Here is a 19,277-nt window from a genome sequence, read left to right as displayed (position 1 = left end):
CCCCCTCAAGATAAGATATCCCATAGCACAAGCTAGTAAGACCCCTGAAAGACGATCAGGTAGATAGGACAGAGATGGAAGTGTGGTAACACATGTAGTTGACTGTTACTAATAGGTCGAGGGCTTAACCAAATGAAATGTTTGACAATTCAATGTGTAGTTTTGAAGATATAACGTAAGAGAAGGTATTACACTTAAAGTATAGTGTGATACCTTTTTTGTGATATATTTGCTACTATTTATCAATACCAAGATATCTAGTTTATCCCAAGATAAAACAAGAATAATATGTACAATATACATAAAATCTTAGCGATAAGAAAAGAAATTTAGTGCAAAATTAAAAATAACGATTGCCATATGTAAAAAAGGGTGATATAATTGCTAGCAAATGGTAAACTGCATTCACTATTAAACAGTAAGATACCATTGTCATAATATTTTTCTAATCTACAGCAATAAGAGATTGCATTATGCGACGTCTCTTTTGTCTCGTTAAACTTCTATGCGCTGTGTTATAATCCTTGCGTTAAGCATTTCACCAGAGGAAATAAGAAAGAAAGGGGGAATGAATTTCGCATAAATAGTTTAACGTTAAACTATGCAATAGTAACAAAAAACAGAGTTAAAAAGCAAAGAAAATTAGGGAGTATGAAAGGAGTTACAGGTATGTTAAGAAGGTTACGAAAATGGATTGCAGTAATATTAATGCTGTCACTGGTTCTACCAAATCAGTTACCAACTGTATTTGCAAAGCAAATTACAGGAGATGCAACAGTTTTTATTAAGACAGTATCAGGGGATTCTTATCTTTACGCAGATGGTTCTAATGTGAAATGTGGAGGACTAAGAGAAAAAGATCCAAATTTTATTTGGAAGTTAAGTAAGAAAGCAGATGGCACATACTGGATTCAAAATATGGGAACGAGTTCTTATATGTGTTTAGAGAATGCAAATGGAACAGTACGTTTAGAGAGTACAATCTACGAAGTTTGGATGAGTAGCAAATGGTATATCAGCGGCGATAATACCGCGTCTACAATTGATAATATGTGGAAAATCACATCAAACAGTGGAACAGGAGGATTTGTTTACACAAAGGCAAATGATAGTACTGCATATTATGGAACTACAAAGCAACAATGGATTTTTGAAGATTATAGCGCATCAAGTAATGTACAAGATGACGGAGTTGCTGGAAAATTAACAAATACATTTGCAGGCGATTGTATTACGATTCCAGAGACAAATTCAGATGTGAATACAATAGGAGCAACAATGCCATACGTTAGATATGACTCGGAAACTGCTTCTATTGGCGGGGGAGCCGCTTTAGTTACATCACCGAATTGGGCATTAACAAATATAGCAAGTCAAGCTTCAAACCAGTCCTATGTGACGTTACCATCAAGAGGAGCTTATGCAGAGTGGCAAGTGTATTCTTCTGGAAATGGTGTTGTAATGAGATTTACTCTTCCAGACACTACAGATGGAATGGGACAAACAGGTTCGTTAGATGTGTATGTGAATGGAGCGAAAGTTAAAACAGTAGATTTAACATCATATTATATGTGGCAATACCTAAATGGAGGAGCAGGAGATACTCCAGGTAATGGAACAGCATGTTTCGCTTTTGACGAAGTACATTTTCGATTGGATCAATCGTTACAACCAGGTGATACCATTCGTATTCAAAGTTCAGGAGCAAACAATTTAACATATGGTGTAGATTTTCTAGAGATAGAAGAAACAGGAGAAGCAATTGGTCAACCAGCAGGTTCTTATTCTGTTGTAGACTTTGGTGCAGTTCCTGATGATGGAATAGATGATTATGCTGCAATAACAGCTTGTATCGCAGCAGCAGATGCAGCAGGAAAAGACGTATATTTCCCTGCAGGAACATACCATATCAACCAAATATGGAGAGTATCTGCTAAGGATATGATGATTACTGGAGCAGGAATTTGGTTTACAAATATCCAGTTTACAAATTCAGGTCAACAAAAAGGTGGTATTTCTGGCGCTGGTGATGGAAATACATACAACATTGAATTCTGTAATATGTACATCAATTCAAATCTTCGTTCCCGTTATGGTGAAAATGCAATCTATAAAGCGTTCATGGATGTATTTGATGGAAATTCATTGATTCATGATATTTGGGAAGAACATTTTGAATGTGGTTTCTGGATTGGAGATTACAACGGTACATTAGACTATTCTGACAATATTAAAATTGCAAATTGTCGTATTCGTAACAACCTAGCAGACGGAGTAAACTTCTGTCAAGGTACAAGTAATGCAACCGTATATAACTGTTCCGTTCGTAACAATGGTGATGACGGACTAGCAATGTGGAATAATAACTTTATGTCCGCAAAAGATGAATCTAATAATGTGTTCTGCTATAATACAATTGAATTTTCATGGCGTGCAGGCGCAATTGCCATATACGGTGGAAATGGACACAAGATTTATAACAACTATATTCGTGATAGCTTTATGTCATCGGGAATTCATTTGAATACAACATTCCCAGGATACAAATTTGATAATACAAAAAATATTCAATTTGATAACAATATAATTATTCGTTCTGGAGCTAGCTATGATACATGGCAAAGTGAGTATGGTGCGATAGATATTATTGGAGCAACAAAGAATATTACATTCAACAATACATACATTTATGATGCACAACACGATGGAATTCGTATTGGTGATAGTATATCTAATATCGTATTCAACAACTTAAAAATCTATGGTGCAGGTGTTGATGGAAACAAACCTTCGTATTCATCGTTACAACATTTGGGCGCAGCAATTATGAGCTTTGGTGGAACACCAAGTGTTACAATAAATGGTTTAGCATTAAGAAATATAGCGTATGCAAGTGTATATTATCTTAACAACGCAAATGTAAAATTAAATGCTGTTACAAACGAGGGAAATGCTACTTACAGAATTCCAGCATATCCAGAAGTGGGAACACTTGCGACAGATCATAGTGATCAAATAGTAAAACCAATCATTATACCACCAACAGACCCAACAGACCCAACAGACCCAACAGACCCAACAGATCCAACGGATCCAGTAGGACCAACAGATCCAACAGATCCAGTAGGGCCAACAGATCCAGTAGGGCCAACAGACCCAACAGACCCGACAGACCCAGTAGGACCAACAGACCCAGTAGATCCGACAGATCCAGTAGAACCAACAGAGCCATACGGTAATCCAGATATGATTATTACAGATATTACATGGTCACCTAAGAATCCAGCAAAAGGGAATGATGTAGTATTTAGTGCAGTAATCAAAAATCAAGGAACAGGAGTTGTAAGCAATGATGCAGTAAATGGAGTACAATTTCAAATTGATGGAACTTGTGTTGCATGGTCAGATACAAACAATACACAAATCATGCCGGGAGAATCCATTACTGTAACAGCAAACAATGGACCAAGTGGAAGTGCAGCATGGAAAGCTACAACCGGTACACATACGATACTTGCATGGGTAAATGATGTAAATCGTTATCCTGAGTCTAATACGAATAATAATCAAACAACAAAAATAATCACGGTTACGGAAACTGCAACTACAGATCCAGTAGACCCACCAGTGGTTGACCCAACAGATCCACCAGTAGTAGATCCAGTGGATCCACCAGTGATAGACCCAGTAGATCCAACGAAGGAAACAAACTTAGCATTAGGAAAAGAAGTAAAAGCATCTTCATTTGTTCATATATTCCGTGGTGAAAATGTGAATGATGGAAGTACAAGTACATATTGGGAAGGTCAAGGCGGATACCCAGATACCGTTAGTATTAATCTTGGTATGAATGCAGATATTTCTAAGTTAGTATTAAAACTTAACCCAGATAGCAATTGGGGTGCAAGAAACCAAACAATAGAAGTTTTAACACATACGCAAGATAATGAAACATTCAAGACAGTGGTAGGAGCAAAATCATATAGCTTCAATCCTCAAACTGGAAACACTGTAACAATACCAGTATCTGCAAGAGCTAGTGCAGTGCAGTTAAAGTTTACTGCAAATAGTGGCTCAGGTGCAGGTCAACTAGCAGAATTTGAAATCTATGGAGTAAGTGCTCCAAATCCAGATTTAACAATTACTTCTGTGGTAACTACACCAGCATCACCAATTGAGTCAGATGAGATAACAGTGAATGCAGTTGTAAAAAATCAAGGAACAGTTGCAGCAAAAGCAACAAGTGTTAATTTCTACTTAGGAACAAATCTTGTTGGTAGTGCTACAGTACCTGCATTAGAAGTAGGACAATCTACAACAGTAACGGTAAAATTAGCAGAACAAAACGCAGCAGAGTATAAACTTACAGCAATCGTAGATGAAGAGAATACAATCATCGAGATGGATAAGAGTAATAATAAAAAAGAAGTGAAACTAGTTGTGCAAGAAGTAACAAGTGCAGACTTAGTTGGTGCAGTAACATGGACACCGGGAAATCCTAGTGCAGGAAATGAAGTAAACTTTACGGTAAGCCTAAAGAATCAAGGAAATAGTGCGACATCAAATGGAAACCATAATGTTACAGTGAAGTTAGTGAATGATGCTGGAGCAACAGTTAAAACATTTACAAAGTCGTATACAGGAATACTTACTGCAGGCAATGTGGTTACGTTAAACATGGGAACTTGGGTAGCAGCAGATGGAAACTACAGTGTTGTTTGTGAAGTTTCCGTAGACGAAAAAGAAGTAGGAGTAAAACGTACAAACAATACAGTAGAGAGTAGCTTTTTTGTTGGAAGAGGTGCAAATCTTGCCTTTACTACAATCGAGATGGAAGCTAGCTCTAATACAACAAATGGTACGGTATTAGAGAAGAATTACACATTAGCAGATTATGCAGGAGAAGCATCGGGAAGAAGTGCAGTACAACTTGATTCCGTTGGAGAATATGTAGAATTTACATTGGCTTCTGATGCAAATGCATTTGTACTTCGTAGTGCAATTAAAGAAGGAACAAGTGGTACAATCAGTCTCTATATCAATGGTCAAAGCAAAGGAGACTTTAACGTTACATCAAAATACTCTCATGTGTATGCGACACCAACGACATTAGACCGTCTTGGATATAACAATTCAGGAGAGCAAGCATACTGGTTATATGAAGATGCGCAGTTATTGCTTGACCAAGTATATCCAGCAGGAACAAAAGTAAGAATTCAAAAAGATGCAACAGATGTACCTTGGATTTATGTTGATATGATGGAATATGAACATGTTTTACCAGCAGCTACAAATCCAAACCCTTCTAAATACGTAGAAGTTACAGCAAATAAGTCAATTGAACAAGCATTAAACGAAGCTAGAATGGATACAACAAAAGTTGGTATCTTCATTCCAGCAGGAGAATGGGAATTAAGTTCTAAAATCAGAGTTTATGGACGTTCCATGGAGATTATCGGAGCAGGGCCATGGCACACAAAATTAGTTGCACCACAAGCAAGAAGTAATATGGATATCGGTTTTTCAATTGATTCTACAGCAAATGGTTCAACAATTAAGAATCTATCTGCATGGGGAAATTATCAATACCGTACAGATGGTCCAGGAAAATTTATTGATGGAGACAAGATTCAACATGTAACAATTGAAAATGTATGGGCAGAACATTTTGTATGTTTATACTGGGGCGTAGGTTCTTCCTATAATACATTCAAAGATTGCCGTATCAAAAACTTGTTTGCAGATGGAATTAATATGACAAACGGTTCTTCGTACAATACCATTACAAACTGCTATGCAAGAGCTTGCGGTGATGATGCATTTGCTTCTTTCAGTGCGATTGACAGTGGTGGAACATCATATAACACAGGAAATGTATATACGAATTTAACAGCAGTATGCACACGTCGTGCAGCAGGATTTGCAATTTACGGAGGTTCTGGAAACAAATTTACAAATCTTTATGTAGCGGATTCCCTCACTTATCCAGGTGTTACAATTAGTAGTTTGAGTTTTGGTTACAATACACTTGGATTTGGCAATGAGGAAACCTTATTCGATGGAATCACAATCGACCGTTGTGGTGGAGACTTCTACACAAGCAATGGGGCAGATGATAAAATTAATGGATATCAAAATTTCGGAGCTATCTGGATTTATTCTGGAGATCGTGCACTTAGAAACATTACAGTAAAAAATGTTAATATTAATGATGCCGTTTACTTTGGAATCATGTTCCAAACAAAACATGCAGATAAGATTCCAATGGAAAACATCAATCTTGAAAACATTGTAATTAATGGAGCAGAGCGTTATGGAATCAAGTTTGTAGTATCAGCAGAAAGTGGTCAAGGCCCTTGTATTGGAGGCGCAAACTTTAAGAATGTTAAGATTTATAATGCGAAAGTGAAAGCTGTTTATGGATTAGATAAATGTCCAGATTTCAAAGTGAATAAAATAGGAACAGAGAACAATTGGTAAGATAGTAAAAAAACAATCCTAAAAAGTAATGTGCCTATGGCGAGTTTTATATTCGTCATAGGCATATATGTTTTAGGATTGTTTTTTTGTCGTTCGAAACTCTTCAAGTCGGCTACGATATTCCCTTGGTGTAAACCCAGAAGCTTGTTTAAATTGCCGAGTAAAATAACTGCTGTCACGAAAGCCACACATATAAGCTACTTCCAAAATTGAAAATTCGGTATTTTGTAATAGTTCATAGGCATGTTGGATACGAAGTTGAATAATATAGTTGCTTGGAGACATGCCATAGGCTTTATGAAATACTCTCGTGAAATTTCGCTCTGACATATGAGCCATAGAAGCAAGTTCTGTGACCGTAATTGTTTCACGATAATTTTGATTGATGTAGGCAAGTGGAACAGCGATGTTTAAAAAACTATCTTTGTGATGTTCCTCTACCTGATACGCTCTTGCAAGTAATACAACTAAGTTCCAGAAAAGAGCCTGTAACATCGTAGTACGTCCAATATTTTCACTGTTATATTCTTGAACAAGCATAGAGATAAGTCCGTTCGTTACTTCAAAGATAGGGATTGGCAGTTGAAGATGACTAGTAAAGTGAGAATTCTTACTCAAATATGGCTCAAGAACGAATAGAGAATGAAATCCTGCTGATTCTTGAATATCATGTGTCGTATTAAGTAAAATTTCTGGCTTGTACATAATATTGCAAAGTTTAAAATTCGAAGGATTTTCAAATCCATGCACGATATCTCTTCCAACAACGAAAACATCACCTTTATGAATCGTGTAACGCTCATTATTAACAATATGAGTTGCACTGCCACTTAGAATAATTGTTAATTCATAGAAGTTCGAATGGTCATGAAGAAACATGTCCGTGTTGTGAAATCCGTATTCTATAATCATAGGAAAATCTCTATAGTTTTTAAATGATTCTAGGTTAAATGATATGTAGTCCATAAATTCTTAACATTCCTCCTTTTTCGTAAAACTAGTAACTATAAAGCCTTATCGAAATGTTAGCGTGTGTTTTAGCGTTTTGATTTTTTATTAACTTGGCTGAATTGTACTGTTTTATGTCCGATGGGTAAAAGAAATACCATATGTAACAATATATAATAAAACAATAAAAAAGTAAATTGTAAATATAAAGTTTGCCCATATATAGAAGAAAGAACGTAATTAGTTGTAGTTATTGTATATAAAAACAAGTATGATACTGCCAGATTATTTTATGATAGATAAGTTCAATTGATTAATAAAAGTTCGGGTTGAAACATTACATGAATGAGCATTTAGGAGGAAATAAAATGAAATATACAAACCCAATAATCTCAGGTTTTCATCCTGATCCAAGCATATGTCGTGTGGAAGAAGACTACTATCTTGTAACAAGTTCCTTTGAATTTTTCCCTGCAATTCCATTATTCCATAGCAAAAATTTAGTGGATTGGGAACAGATTGGGCACTGTGTTACGAAAAGCGAGTACCTTCCATTGATGCATGGTAATCCGAATGCATCCGGTATCTATGCACCAACAATTCGTTATCATGACGGAACATTCTATGTGATATGTACGAATGTGCCAGCAGCAGATACAACAGATACCCGATATGGAAATTTTATTGTGAAGACAACAAATCCTTATGGCGAATGGTCAGAACCGATTTGGATTGACTGCAAGGGAATTGACCCATCTTTATTTTTCGATGAAGATGGAAAGGCGTATTTTTGTGGTACAAATGGAGGCATTTATTTTTGTCAGATTAATCCTGATACGGGGGAAATCCTAAGTGAGCAAAAATACATCTGGAATGGAACAGGTGGATGTGCACCAGAAGCACCACATATCTATAAACGTGGTGATTGGTACTATTTGATGATTGCAGAAGGTGGTACAGAATATGGTCATATGGAAACGATAGCAAGAAGTCGAACAATTGAAGGTCCATATGAGGCATATGAAAAGAATCCAATTTTGACAAATCGAAGCTTAGGACTTCCGATTATGGCAACAGGTCATGCGGATTTAATAGAGGATAATAGGCATAACTGGTGGGCGGTGTGTTTAGGAATACGTCCGATATCTTATCCTAATAGACATAATCTCGGAAGAGAAACATTTCTTGCACCAGTGAAATGGACAGAAGATGAATGGCCAATCATAGGAAATCAAGGTGTTGTGGAGGTAGAAATCGAGACAAATCTGTTGGAGGAAAGCAAAGCCTTAGAAGAAAGAAAAATCTTAGAAGAAAGTAAGGGATTAGACGAAAGAGAAGATTCGCTTAAAGTAGCAAAAGCAGGTGAGCCGTATGAATTTTATGATGATTTTTCTTCTGAAACACTGCATCCACGATGGGCATATCAATTTAATCCAGACTTTGATGCTATCAAACATGATACAAGTGGATTGTGGTTAAAAGGGAAGGAAACAACATTATCAGATGCAAGTGGCAGTACCCTTCTAGCTTTTCGTCAGATGCACCATACCTGTTCGGTACGTTTTAAGATGAACTTTCAACCTCAACAAGATGGAGAAGAAGCAGGCATCGCAATCTATATGAATCGAGATCATCACTATGAGATGGCTTTGACATGTATGGAAGGAAAAAATTATCTGATTGTACGACGAAGAATCGGTTCACTATGGAGGATAGAACAAAAAATTGTTTGTGAGGAAACAGAACTATATATGGAATTAGATGCAACAATGGAGTTATATCGTTTTCGTTATAGCAAGGACGAAAGTACCTATTTTGAGTTAGGAAGCGGAGAAACCACATATCTGACAACGGAAGTAGGAGGTAAATTCACAGGGAATTTTATTGCCTTCTATGCAACAGGAAATGGTCAGGTGTGTGAAAATCCTGCTTGCATTGAATGGGTACATTATAAAGCAGAATGATGTGGGTTCTTCAGCAAAGATGAATTTTATATAAGGTGATTACGTTGCTGTAACGTTTGGCGTGAACAGCAACGAAGTTAGAAAAGATAGAGGAAGGGGAAGCTTTTATGCAAACAAAAGCAGTATTACAAAAGAAGAAACAAAATGAGAAGCAAAAAGAGCAGAAAAATGAGAAGCAAAAGAGTCTTGCAAAGAAAAACAGTTCAGACTATCTTTATATCGTTTTGCGAATTGCAGCATTAGTGGGAATTGTCTTTTTACTTATTCCAGGATGTAATCCATCACGTATTACAAGTTTGATGAACAGGAACTTATCACTTTTTACATCAGGAGCATCGTATAGCCAGTTAACGAGCGGCTTTGGAAAAGCATTTCGAAAGGCATGGATTAGTGAGTCGAGTATGAGAATGCTAATGTTTAGTAGTTTGGCTTGCTGTTTTGGAATTGTTGTTCAAGGATTCAGTACGTGTGCGACATTAGGGAACAATCGATTAAAACGTGTTGGGACAACAGGGACATTACTTGGAAGTGTTATTGCGTTACTTGGATTGTCAGGTATTCTTAGTAATTATTATAATATGAAGAATCTGCCTACAGCAAATAAACTTGGAGTAGTGTTACCAAATGCGTTCTGGGTGTTATTTATCCTATTAATCGTAGTGGCAGTATTCAGTTTGTTTCTATTAGTGGCAGGCAAGAAAGCAGATAAGTCAGAGAAATATGAGATTGAACCAAAGTTTCAATTATTACTAATGGCATTGCCGTTTGTAGCATTAACAATATTATTTGGATATCTTCCATTACTAGGTTGGCGATATGCATTCTTTGATTATAAAGCAGGAGATGTATTATCAGCAGATAACTTTGTAGGTTTTAAGTGGTTTACATACCTTTTACATAATGACGCTACTCGTAATGATATTGTGCGTGTAATGAAAAATACGCTTGGAATGAGTGCATTAGGACTTGGAACAAGCTGGGTTAGTATGGCATTTGCAATATTTCTTTCAGAGATAAAGAACAATCGTTATCGTCGATTTATACAGACGTTTACAACAGTTCCAAACTTTATCAGTTGGGTATTAATATTTGCAGTAGGATTATCTATATTCTCAGCAGATGGTTTTGTCAGTAGTTTGATGGTCAACTTAGACAAATGGGAATCAGGGAAGAATTTGCTGATGAGTGGTAATCATGTATGGTTACAAATGTTGCTTTGGGGCATGTGGAAAGGTCTTGGCTGGGGGGCAATTGTCTATATTGCAGCGATATCAGGGATTGACCAAGAACTCTATGATGCATCGAAAGTAGATGGTGCAGGAAGATTTCAAAGAATGATACATATTACAGTTCCAGAATTAATGCCAACATTCTGTGTACTTCTTATTATGTCAATTGGAAATATTCTTTCAAACGGTATGGATCAATACCTTGTATTTGAAAATTCGGTAAATTCTTCTGCGATACAAGTACTTGATTTATATGTATATAAACTCGGTGTTACAAAAGGATTAATTCCGTTGACTACCGCAATTGGTATGTTGAAATCGGTAGTTAGTATCGTATTAGTATTTGCTGCGAACAAAATTGCGAAGATAGTTCGTGGAGATAATATTATCTAGAGGGGGGAGAATATGAAAACGAAAGCAATAAGGAAACATAAAGAACCAATTAAGGCGGGAGATTTGATATTTAATATTATAAATTATTCTGTATTTGGCATTTTTACGCTAGCATGTATCTTCCCATTTTACTACTTGTTTATCAATACCATTAGTAATAATGATTTGGTAACGGCAGGGCAAATCAGTTTTCTGCCAAAGGGAATACATTTTGGCAACTATGTGAACATTATGAAGCTTGGAGACTTAATGAAATCATTAGTAACTACGGTATCACGTACAGTGATTGGTACGGTATTAATGGTGTTTGGTTCTGCGTTATGTGGTTATCTGTTTACAAAACAAGAGATGTGGCATCGTAAATTTATATTTCGTTTGGTAATTATTACGATGTATCTGAATGCAGGACTGATTCCTTGGTATCTGAATATGTCGATGCTTGGACTGACAAACAATTTTATGGCGTACATTATTCCGACCATCGTAGCACCATACAATCTGATTTTGGTTAAGACATATATTGAGTCAATTCCACCAGCATTGGAGGAGAGTGCGCAGTTAGATGGGGCAACATATTGGCAGCGTTTTACGAAGGTTGTACTTCCACTTTGTAAGCCGATTCTTGCTACAATAGCTATCTTCGGAGCGGTTGGACACTGGAATTCTTTTCAGGATTCTTTGATTTTAATGCAATCCAGACCAGATTTATTCACATTGCAGCATAGACTTTATATTTATCTGAATCAGGCATCAAACTTAGCATCTACGATGCAGTCTGGTGGCACATTAAGTCAAGCCGATGTTGCTTCGTTGATGAGTATGAAGGTAGTAAAATATACCGTTGCAATGGTAACAGTAATTCCGATTATGACATTCTATCCATTTATGCAAAAGCATTTTGAAAAAGGGATTATGCTTGGGGCGGTGAAGGGATAGGTACGGAGGTTTAGGTATTAACTCGACTCGAATATATTGAGTTGGTTATATAAATGAAAAAGGAGAGAGGTATTTTATGAGAACAAAAAAAGGTATCACAAAGAAAGCAATGAGTATGATTTTGAGTATAATGCTGATTGGTTCATTAGCATTAACAGGATGTGGTTCTACATCAAACTCAAATAAGAAAGAAAACAACACAAAACAAGCAAGTTCAACAGATAGTACAAACAATGCGAATGCAGCTGACACTTCTGTTACAGATGATGCAACAACGAATGATGCAGAAAGTACAGAAGCAGATTTAAGTGAGATTATTCCGAAGGAAACAGTGAAATTAACGGTATTTTCTCAAACTGCAAACTACTCAGGTGAGCAGATTGGCTGGTTTGCGCAAGTAATGAAGGAGAAGTTTAATGTTGTATTAAACATTGTTCCTGATCCAGACGGTACTGTATATAATACTTGCATGGAAGTTGGAAACTTAGGTGATATCGTTATCTGGGGTGCAAACGATGATAAGTATCAAGCAGCAATTGAAAAAGGTATGTTAATGGATTGGAATGAGGACGATTTACTAGCAGAGTATGGCCCTTTCATTAAGGAACATATGCAAGCAGCCCTTCAAAAAAACACAGATATATCTGGCGGAACAACATACGGAATGGGTCATAACATTGGTGTAAATTCTACAGATATCTCTAGTTTTACATACGCATGGTGTACTCGTTGGGATTTATATAAAGCGTTAGGAAATCCACAAGTTAAAAATATGGACGACTTTGCAAATGTTTTAATTGATATGCAAAAGTTAGAGCCTACTGATGAAAATGGTAAGAAGACATATGCCGTATCTTTGTTTAGTGATTGGGATGGTACAATGGCAATGTTTCCAAAATCAATGGCAACAGCATACTATGGTTACGATGAATTTGGAATTGGTTTCTATGATTCAAAGACACAAAGCTATATTCCAGCGGTTGCACAGGACAGCCCTTATATAGAAATGTTACGATTCTACAACAAGTTATTCCAAGCAGGAGCAATGGATCCAGATTCAGAAGTACAAGGTTTTGATGGTTGTGCAGAAGATTATAGAAATGGAACTGCATTCTTTGTACCATTCGGATTTATGGGATCAGATGTATTCAACAGCCAAAAACATTTGGACGCTGGGAAAGCGATGTTTACATTAATTCCAGAGGAAGCAACACCAATTAACTACGGTCAAAGTATCTATGGTGGAGATTATGTATGGACAATTGGTTCAAACACAGAATATCCAGAGTTATGTATGGCGATTATTAACTGGTTGGCAACTCCAGAAGGTAAGATGACAGATTTATACGGACCAAAAGATGTTTGCTGGTATTATGATGAAAACGGAAAGACTCATTTCACAGAATTAGGTTTAGCTTGTGCTACCGATGGTGAAACAGAGATGAAAGATGGTTACAGCGGATTATTCAAAGATGGACAAGAACAATTCAATATCACTACATGGGCACTTGATGCAGAAAACTTGGATTCAAATGGAGAAACTTATAATAGAAGTCGTTGGGAAAGCAATGTAACTGCAGCAGCTTCTGAAATCGAACAGGATTGGAGAAACACAATGGGAGCTTCTTCTACAGATGAATATTTAGCTTCTCGTCCTTATACGGTATCCCCAGGAACTATGTATTCTCCATCTGCAAAATCAGACGAGTTGAATGTTATATGGAACCAAGTAGGGGAATGTGTTAAGAACTATTCATGGAGAGCAATGTATGCGGCTAACGATGCTGAATTTGAGAAGACGATTAATGAAATGATTACAACAGCAGAAAAATACGGTCTTGCAGATTGTAATGCCTACCAAGAAAATGAAGCAGTAAGCCGTAAGGCAGCAGAGGATGCAGCAAAAGCAGCTTCAGCGGGAAAGGAATAATAACTATGGCAAATCCTTTTCTTCCTCTATGGGAGTATATTCCCGATGGGGAACCACGAGTTTTTGGTGACAGAGTATATGTGTATGGTTCACACGACAATGCTGGGGTAGATACCTTTTGTGACTATAAACTAAAAGTATGGTCAGCACCTTTAGATAATCTAAACCTTTGGCAGTGCCATGGTGACAGCTTTCACACAAAAGCAGATCGAGATCATTCGTCTTCCATTGATTGGTCAGAAAATCAACTCTATGCACCTGATGTGGTTGAAAAAGACGGAAAATATTATCTCTATGCCTATATAGTAGATGCGAAAGGTTGTGTTGCGGTAAGTGATACTCCAGAAGGTCCATTTACGTTGTTATCACAGTATGAATACCCAATGCCAGATGATTTGGAAGGCTTTGATAAAGGAATCTTTGTAGACCCTGGTGTATTAGTAGATGATGATGGGAAAGTCTATATCTATTGTGGTTTTCTAAGCTCCTATATGGCAGAAATCAATCCCGATAATATGTATGAGATTTTGGAAGGCTCATTTCAGAAAGATATCATTCCAGTAGAAGAACCATTTGCTTTCTTTGAAGCGTGTTCTCTGCGAAAGATTGGTGACACCTACTATATGATTTATTCTCCGAAGAGAGGAAGCTGTCTTGCCTATGCGACTTCAAAATCACCGAAAGGGCCATTTGCATATCAAGGAATTATCGTAGATAACGGAGATGACTATCCTGGAGGAAATGACCATGGTTCGATTTGTTTCATAAATGGGGAATGGTATATCTTTTATCATAGGATGACGAATGGTACGGTATTTTCCAGAAGAGCATGTGTAGAGAAAATCCAAATTGCATCAGATGGAACAATTCCACAAGTTAAAATGACCTCTTTAGGATTTGAATCGGCATTGAATCCATATAAAGAAACACAGGCGGATATTGCCTGTGTTTTGAAAGAGGGGGCTTACGTAGTACAATACAATGAATTTGAGCGAACAGTGGCAAATATTCAAAATGGTTGTATTATTGGCTATCGATATTTTGACTTTGGTGAGGATAACTCTAGTGAAACTATGGAGTTTGTTGCGAAAATTAGAGGAACTGGTTGTCGTAGCAGGATGAGAATTGTCTTAGATGATTATGAGAATGGAGTCGAGATTGGAACTTGTGAAATTGGCATGGATAATCACATCTACAAGGCAGTAACGAAGAATGTTACAGGATATCATGCATTGTTCTTTCTTGTAGAGGATACGACAGAAGGTTGGGGAGGACAGATGTTGAAAGGAAGGCAACTGTTTGAGCTAGAATCATTTTTGTTTATGAAATAACGGTTTACGATTTAATGGAGAAGCAAAATGTGAAGAGAAATTCTAGCGTATCAAAAATACTGCCTAAGAAATTCTCTTCATATAAAAATTTTTCTCTGCAAACTTAGGTTTACAGATTATGAGAAAGGTATGGTTTATATAAATGGGAATGTATAAAGCAAAAAATATAGCAAAAAAAATAGTTACGTGTTCATTGGTGTTTGCACTGACTGCTACATCAATGCCTATAGGTCTTAAAGCATCTGCAGCGACTGCGCCAGTATTAAATAAAACAGCAAAGACACTTTATATCAATAGCAATGAAATTGGTAGTTCTTATGATTTTAATATCAAAAACAAAGTGTCAAAATCTACATACAAATGGACAACATCGAATAAATCGATAGCAACTGTAGATGCAGAGGGATTAGCAAAGGCGGGAAGCGAAACAGGTAAGGTGACAATTTCATGTAAAATAACACTTCCTACCAAAAAGACGAAAACATTAAAAGCAATTGTAACCGTAAAAGAAAATGCAGACCGAGTTGAAATTACAAATCCGATTGAAACTGAACTTGGTATTGGGGCTAATGTGTATGACTTTGATAGTGCAATGACGACAGCTTCTGGTGCAAAAGCTACGGATTATAGAATGTGGGAAATCTCATCAGAGGGAAATACGGCAGGTGCAACGGTTATTTCAAGTGATGGTAGAGTAACAACTGCTCATGCTGGAGAATTTAAAATCCGTGTAAGAGCATTTCAAAATAACGAAAAGTTAGCTGCGAATAAGACAGTGAATTCAGATTGGCTAACTGTTAAAGTAGTAGCTTCTGCTAAATCGGTATCACAAACGGATTCATCAAAAGTAGTAGTAACATTTGATGACGATATGAAAGATAAATTACAGACATCAGATTTTACGATTACAAGTAAAGATGGTAGTCGAGTAATGTCGATTACAGGTTTAACATATTCAGAAGATGGTAAGGCAGTAACACTAGAAGCAACTAGTATGTTTGCAAACAACGGAGAGTACATACTTACATACAAGGGAAATCAATTCAACTTTTCTACTTTAGTTAAGGAAGAGGTTTCAAGTTATGTTCCAACATCACCATCACCAAATCCTCCTCCAACGGAACAAGAGTCGGGAATCCGCGAATCATTAACAGCGTTGGAAGTAACAAAACTTATGGGTAATGGAATCAATCTTGGAAATACAATGGAAGCCTATGGGAAAATGTATCTTGGTATAACTGCAGAGGTATCTGCCTATGAAACATTATGGGGAATGCCAGTGACAACACAAGAGATGATAAGTGCTATGAAAGCAGCAGGCTTTGATACATTGAGAATTCCTGTAGCATGGACAAATGTTATGGACTATGAAAATGGTAATTATACAATTCGTGAAGACTATTTAAATCGTGTAGAAGAAATTATTAAGTATGCTTTTAATGAAGATATGTATGTTATCGTTAATGACCACTGGGATGGTGGTTGGTGGGGAATGTTTGGTTCTGCTACCCAATCAACCAGAGATGCAGCAATGGAATTGTATACATCTATGTGGACACAAATTGCAAACAGATATAAAGAGTATTCTGATTATCTGATTTTTGAATCAGGAAACGAAGAGTTAGGAAGCCGATTAAATGATACAGATGCACCTTTGACAGCAGATTCTGGAACGTTATCTGTAGATGAATGCTATGAAATGGCAAATCAAATTAATCAAAAGTTTGTAGAAATTATCAGAAGCACAGGTGGAAACAACGCAAAAAGATTCTTACTAATTGCGGGTTACAATACAGATATTACAAGAACTTGTGATGATCGATTCGTAATGCCAACAGATACGGCAAGTAATAAACTTCTTATCTCAGTTCACTACTATAATCCAGATGGATATACATTTAATTCAAGTTTATCAAGCTGGGGAACAAAGAGTGATTTTGAAACGCAAAACATGTACATGAATAATATGACAAAATTCACATAACAAGGTTATGTAGTTATTATTGGTGAATACTGTGTAGGGCCATTTGATGGTAAAGTAAAGAACAATACCGTTGATTATACGGATAATCTTCTTAACAACAGTGATATCTATGGTTTTTGCCCAGTATTATGGGATTGCAGTAATATGTTTGACAGAGGAAATCTTAAAATTATAGATGATGGAGTGGCTGCACTTTATATAGAACATAGTTATGCCGTACAATCTACAATGAGCGAAGAAGATGTTATTGCAATAGCAACAGAAAAAATGGAAACAGCACTTGCAGGTGCTGCAGAAGATACTGGTGTTGATGAAAATACAGCTAAGGCATGGATTATGTATAATAGTAGTGATTGGTCAACAATGTATAGCTCTGGTGATACCTATAACCCATCTTCGAAAACAGATGGAATTTTAGCAACAGATGTAGAAATAACAGGTGAGGGAAGTTATACAGTTTCCCTAGATTTTACAGGTACAAGAAGGGGTTCTGCAAATAGTGTTGTATTCTCAGCACTTGGAATTGCGAATGGAGAAACACTATTTCCAAACTATGTAGCAACAATAACAGAAATTAAAATTAATGGACAAACCTACACAATGCAAGGAAAGTCATATACAAGTAGTGATGATGGCAAGTGTACAAGGGTAAATCTGTACAATGAGTGGGTACCAGTTGCAAATGGAAGAACAGCAGATGGTGATTTGACTGGAGCAACACCAAGATTACTAGATAAAGATACACTTGGAGATGTTGAAACGATTTCGATTACGTTCAATTATGCTCCCGCTGGGAAATAGGAACATCATACATAAGAGCCAAAGAACAGTTGGTAAATAAGTGGTAAAATAATTAAAAAACAATATGGCTATGACGAATGGGAGATTTGTCATAGCCATATTGTATGTGTACAATCTAATTGCTGAAAGTTATGTGTTCTAAAAACTGTCATCTGCTAATGGGTGAAGTACAATTAAAATAACATTTTTAAATAAGTATCCAATCGTTCATTTACATAGTTAGCAAACAGTTTTTCCATAGAGAATAAATTATGTTTTTCATGATATTCATCAAATGCATTATAATAACTCATTCTATCTGTAAACTTGATATCAATAGGGGGATAACCTGCTTTCATTAATTCTAAATTCACGAGCAATCGTCCAGTCCGTCCATTACCATCAATAAAGGGGTGTATACCTTCAAATTCTATATGGAATCGTGCAAGTTTCGGAATTATGTGCTCTGTACTTTCATGATAGCTTTGGAGTAATTCCTCCATTTGAGGTAGGATAAGATAAGGCTGAACAGGTTCATGCTTTGCTCCCATAATGCGAACAGGAACTTTTCTATAAACACCGCGATCCTGCCTTTTGTCAGCAAGCACGAGAAAATGAATCTGTTTAATAATACCCTCTGAAATTGGAACATTATCTTTTACTAATTCACTTACAAAATCAAATGCATCTTTCTGACCAACTGCCTCAAGATGATCTTTTAGCGGCTTCTTATCAATTGTCAAACCACGTAAAACCATATCTGTTTCACGAAGTGTCAAGGTGTTCCCTTCTATGGCATTCGAGTTATAGGTGTATTCTACGATAAATTCCTCAGTAAGCCGTTCTAACTCTCCCTCAGTAAGTGGTCGTCTCGAATCTAATTCCTTCTTTTTTTCATCAATTATAGTTAGAAGATTTGATGTAGATTTAACTCGGCTATCTGTCGGCTTTACTGCATCATATGGTATCTTCCAATTGCGACCTTCTCTGAATGCACCATTTATTTTATCTTCAGAACAGAGTATGCGAACTCTTCTATCAGAAATACCCCATTTTTCAGCGGCTTGTTTCACTGTTATATACATTGCAATCACTGCCACTCAAAATATGGACAAATATCCCATATCGAGATTTTTGTTGTTTCATCCTATATGCTTTTGATTTGTATTTCTACATAATCTACTCACAAGTTCTTGTATAGTCCACAACCGTAAATTCCGACCTAGCCAGCCGTACATACTTACAAATGCTTGCTTATGCTATTTTGTAAGTTAAAGCATCTCTTAAATTAAGACTTGCATT

The 19,277-nt window shown here is 36.6% G+C and carries 10 protein-coding genes and 1 rRNA gene; 9 read left to right on the top strand and 2 right to left on the bottom strand.

Annotation, left to right across the window (positions count from 1 at the left end):
- Both RMR19_RS15875 and RMR19_RS15870 read left to right on the top strand, forming a co-directional pair.
- A 23S ribosomal RNA gene (locus RMR19_RS15875) occupies nucleotides 1-132 on the top strand; the annotation flags it as partial.
- Between the two features lie 537 nt (nucleotides 133-669).
- Nucleotides 670-6,480, top strand: a complete 5,811-nt coding sequence (locus RMR19_RS15870; protein ID WP_310604480.1) for a CARDB domain-containing protein — start codon at nucleotides 670-672, stop codon at nucleotides 6,478-6,480.
- A gap of 72 nt (nucleotides 6,481-6,552) precedes the next feature.
- On the opposite strand, the gene RMR19_RS15865 is transcribed toward RMR19_RS15870, so the two are convergent.
- Nucleotides 6,553-7,446, bottom strand: a complete 894-nt coding sequence (locus RMR19_RS15865) for an AraC family transcriptional regulator (RefSeq protein ID WP_310604479.1) — start codon at nucleotides 7,444-7,446, stop codon at nucleotides 6,553-6,555.
- Between the two features lie 350 nt (nucleotides 7,447-7,796).
- On the opposite strand from RMR19_RS15865, the gene RMR19_RS15860 reads away from it, so the two are divergent.
- The 7 genes from RMR19_RS15860 to RMR19_RS15830 all read left to right on the top strand — a co-directional run bounded on the left by RMR19_RS15860 (nucleotide 7,797) and on the right by RMR19_RS15830 (nucleotide 17,996).
- Nucleotides 7,797-9,392 carry a glycoside hydrolase family 43 protein gene (locus tag RMR19_RS15860; protein WP_310604478.1) on the top strand — a complete coding sequence of 532 codons (1,596 nt, stop codon included), beginning with the start codon at nucleotides 7,797-7,799 and terminating at the stop codon, nucleotides 9,390-9,392.
- Nucleotides 9,393-9,499: 107 nt separating this feature from the next.
- Complete coding sequence (locus RMR19_RS15855) at nucleotides 9,500-11,014, top strand: ABC transporter permease subunit (protein WP_310604477.1); 1,515 nt, start codon at nucleotides 9,500-9,502, stop codon at nucleotides 11,012-11,014.
- Nucleotides 11,015-11,026: 12 nt separating this feature from the next.
- Complete coding sequence (locus RMR19_RS15850; RefSeq protein WP_310604476.1) at nucleotides 11,027-11,950, top strand: carbohydrate ABC transporter permease; 924 nt, start codon at nucleotides 11,027-11,029, stop codon at nucleotides 11,948-11,950.
- Between the two features lie 76 nt (nucleotides 11,951-12,026).
- Nucleotides 12,027-13,880 carry a hypothetical protein gene (locus RMR19_RS15845; protein ID WP_310604475.1) on the top strand — a complete coding sequence of 618 codons (1,854 nt, stop codon included), beginning with the start codon at nucleotides 12,027-12,029 and terminating at the stop codon, nucleotides 13,878-13,880.
- 5 nt (nucleotides 13,881-13,885) lie between these two features.
- Nucleotides 13,886-15,211, top strand: coding sequence for a family 43 glycosylhydrolase (locus RMR19_RS15840; RefSeq protein WP_310604474.1), 1,326 nt, complete (start codon nucleotides 13,886-13,888; stop codon nucleotides 15,209-15,211).
- Nucleotides 15,212-15,359: 148 nt separating this feature from the next.
- Nucleotides 15,360-17,195, top strand: a complete 1,836-nt coding sequence (locus RMR19_RS15835) for a cellulase family glycosylhydrolase (protein WP_310604473.1) — start codon at nucleotides 15,360-15,362, stop codon at nucleotides 17,193-17,195.
- Between the two features lie 144 nt (nucleotides 17,196-17,339).
- A complete protein-coding gene (locus RMR19_RS15830) occupies nucleotides 17,340-17,996 on the top strand; it encodes a hypothetical protein (RefSeq protein WP_310604472.1) in 657 nt (218 codons plus the stop codon).
- A gap of 173 nt (nucleotides 17,997-18,169) precedes the next feature.
- Here RMR19_RS15830 and RMR19_RS15825 read toward each other — a convergent pair whose 3' ends face one another.
- A complete protein-coding gene (locus tag RMR19_RS15825) occupies nucleotides 18,170-19,060 on the bottom strand; it encodes a Fic family protein (RefSeq protein WP_310604471.1) in 891 nt (296 codons plus the stop codon).
- Nucleotides 19,061-19,277: the final 217 nt, after the last annotated feature.

The sequence above is a fragment of the Anaerosporobacter sp. genome (genome assembly GCF_031551385.1).
Classification (GTDB): domain Bacteria; phylum Bacillota; class Clostridia; order Lachnospirales; family Lachnospiraceae; genus Anaerosporobacter.
This window is presented reverse-complemented; position numbering and strand designations above follow the sequence as displayed.

Coding starts and splice junctions, on each gene's coding strand:
- RMR19_RS15870 (WP_310604480.1), top strand. CDS start 670: ATGTTAAGAAGGTTACGAAAATGGATTGCAGTAATATTAATGCTGTCA.
- RMR19_RS15865 (WP_310604479.1), bottom strand. CDS start 7,446: ATGGACTACATATCATTTAACCTAGAATCATTTAAAAACTATAGAGAT.
- RMR19_RS15860 (WP_310604478.1), top strand. CDS start 7,797: ATGAAATATACAAACCCAATAATCTCAGGTTTTCATCCTGATCCAAGC.
- RMR19_RS15855 (WP_310604477.1), top strand. CDS start 9,500: ATGCAAACAAAAGCAGTATTACAAAAGAAGAAACAAAATGAGAAGCAA.
- RMR19_RS15850 (WP_310604476.1), top strand. CDS start 11,027: ATGAAAACGAAAGCAATAAGGAAACATAAAGAACCAATTAAGGCGGGA.
- RMR19_RS15845 (WP_310604475.1), top strand. CDS start 12,027: ATGAGAACAAAAAAAGGTATCACAAAGAAAGCAATGAGTATGATTTTG.
- RMR19_RS15840 (WP_310604474.1), top strand. CDS start 13,886: ATGGCAAATCCTTTTCTTCCTCTATGGGAGTATATTCCCGATGGGGAA.
- RMR19_RS15835 (WP_310604473.1), top strand. CDS start 15,360: ATGTATAAAGCAAAAAATATAGCAAAAAAAATAGTTACGTGTTCATTG.
- RMR19_RS15830 (WP_310604472.1), top strand. CDS start 17,340: ATGTTTGACAGAGGAAATCTTAAAATTATAGATGATGGAGTGGCTGCA.
- RMR19_RS15825 (WP_310604471.1), bottom strand. CDS start 19,060: ATGTATATAACAGTGAAACAAGCCGCTGAAAAATGGGGTATTTCTGAT.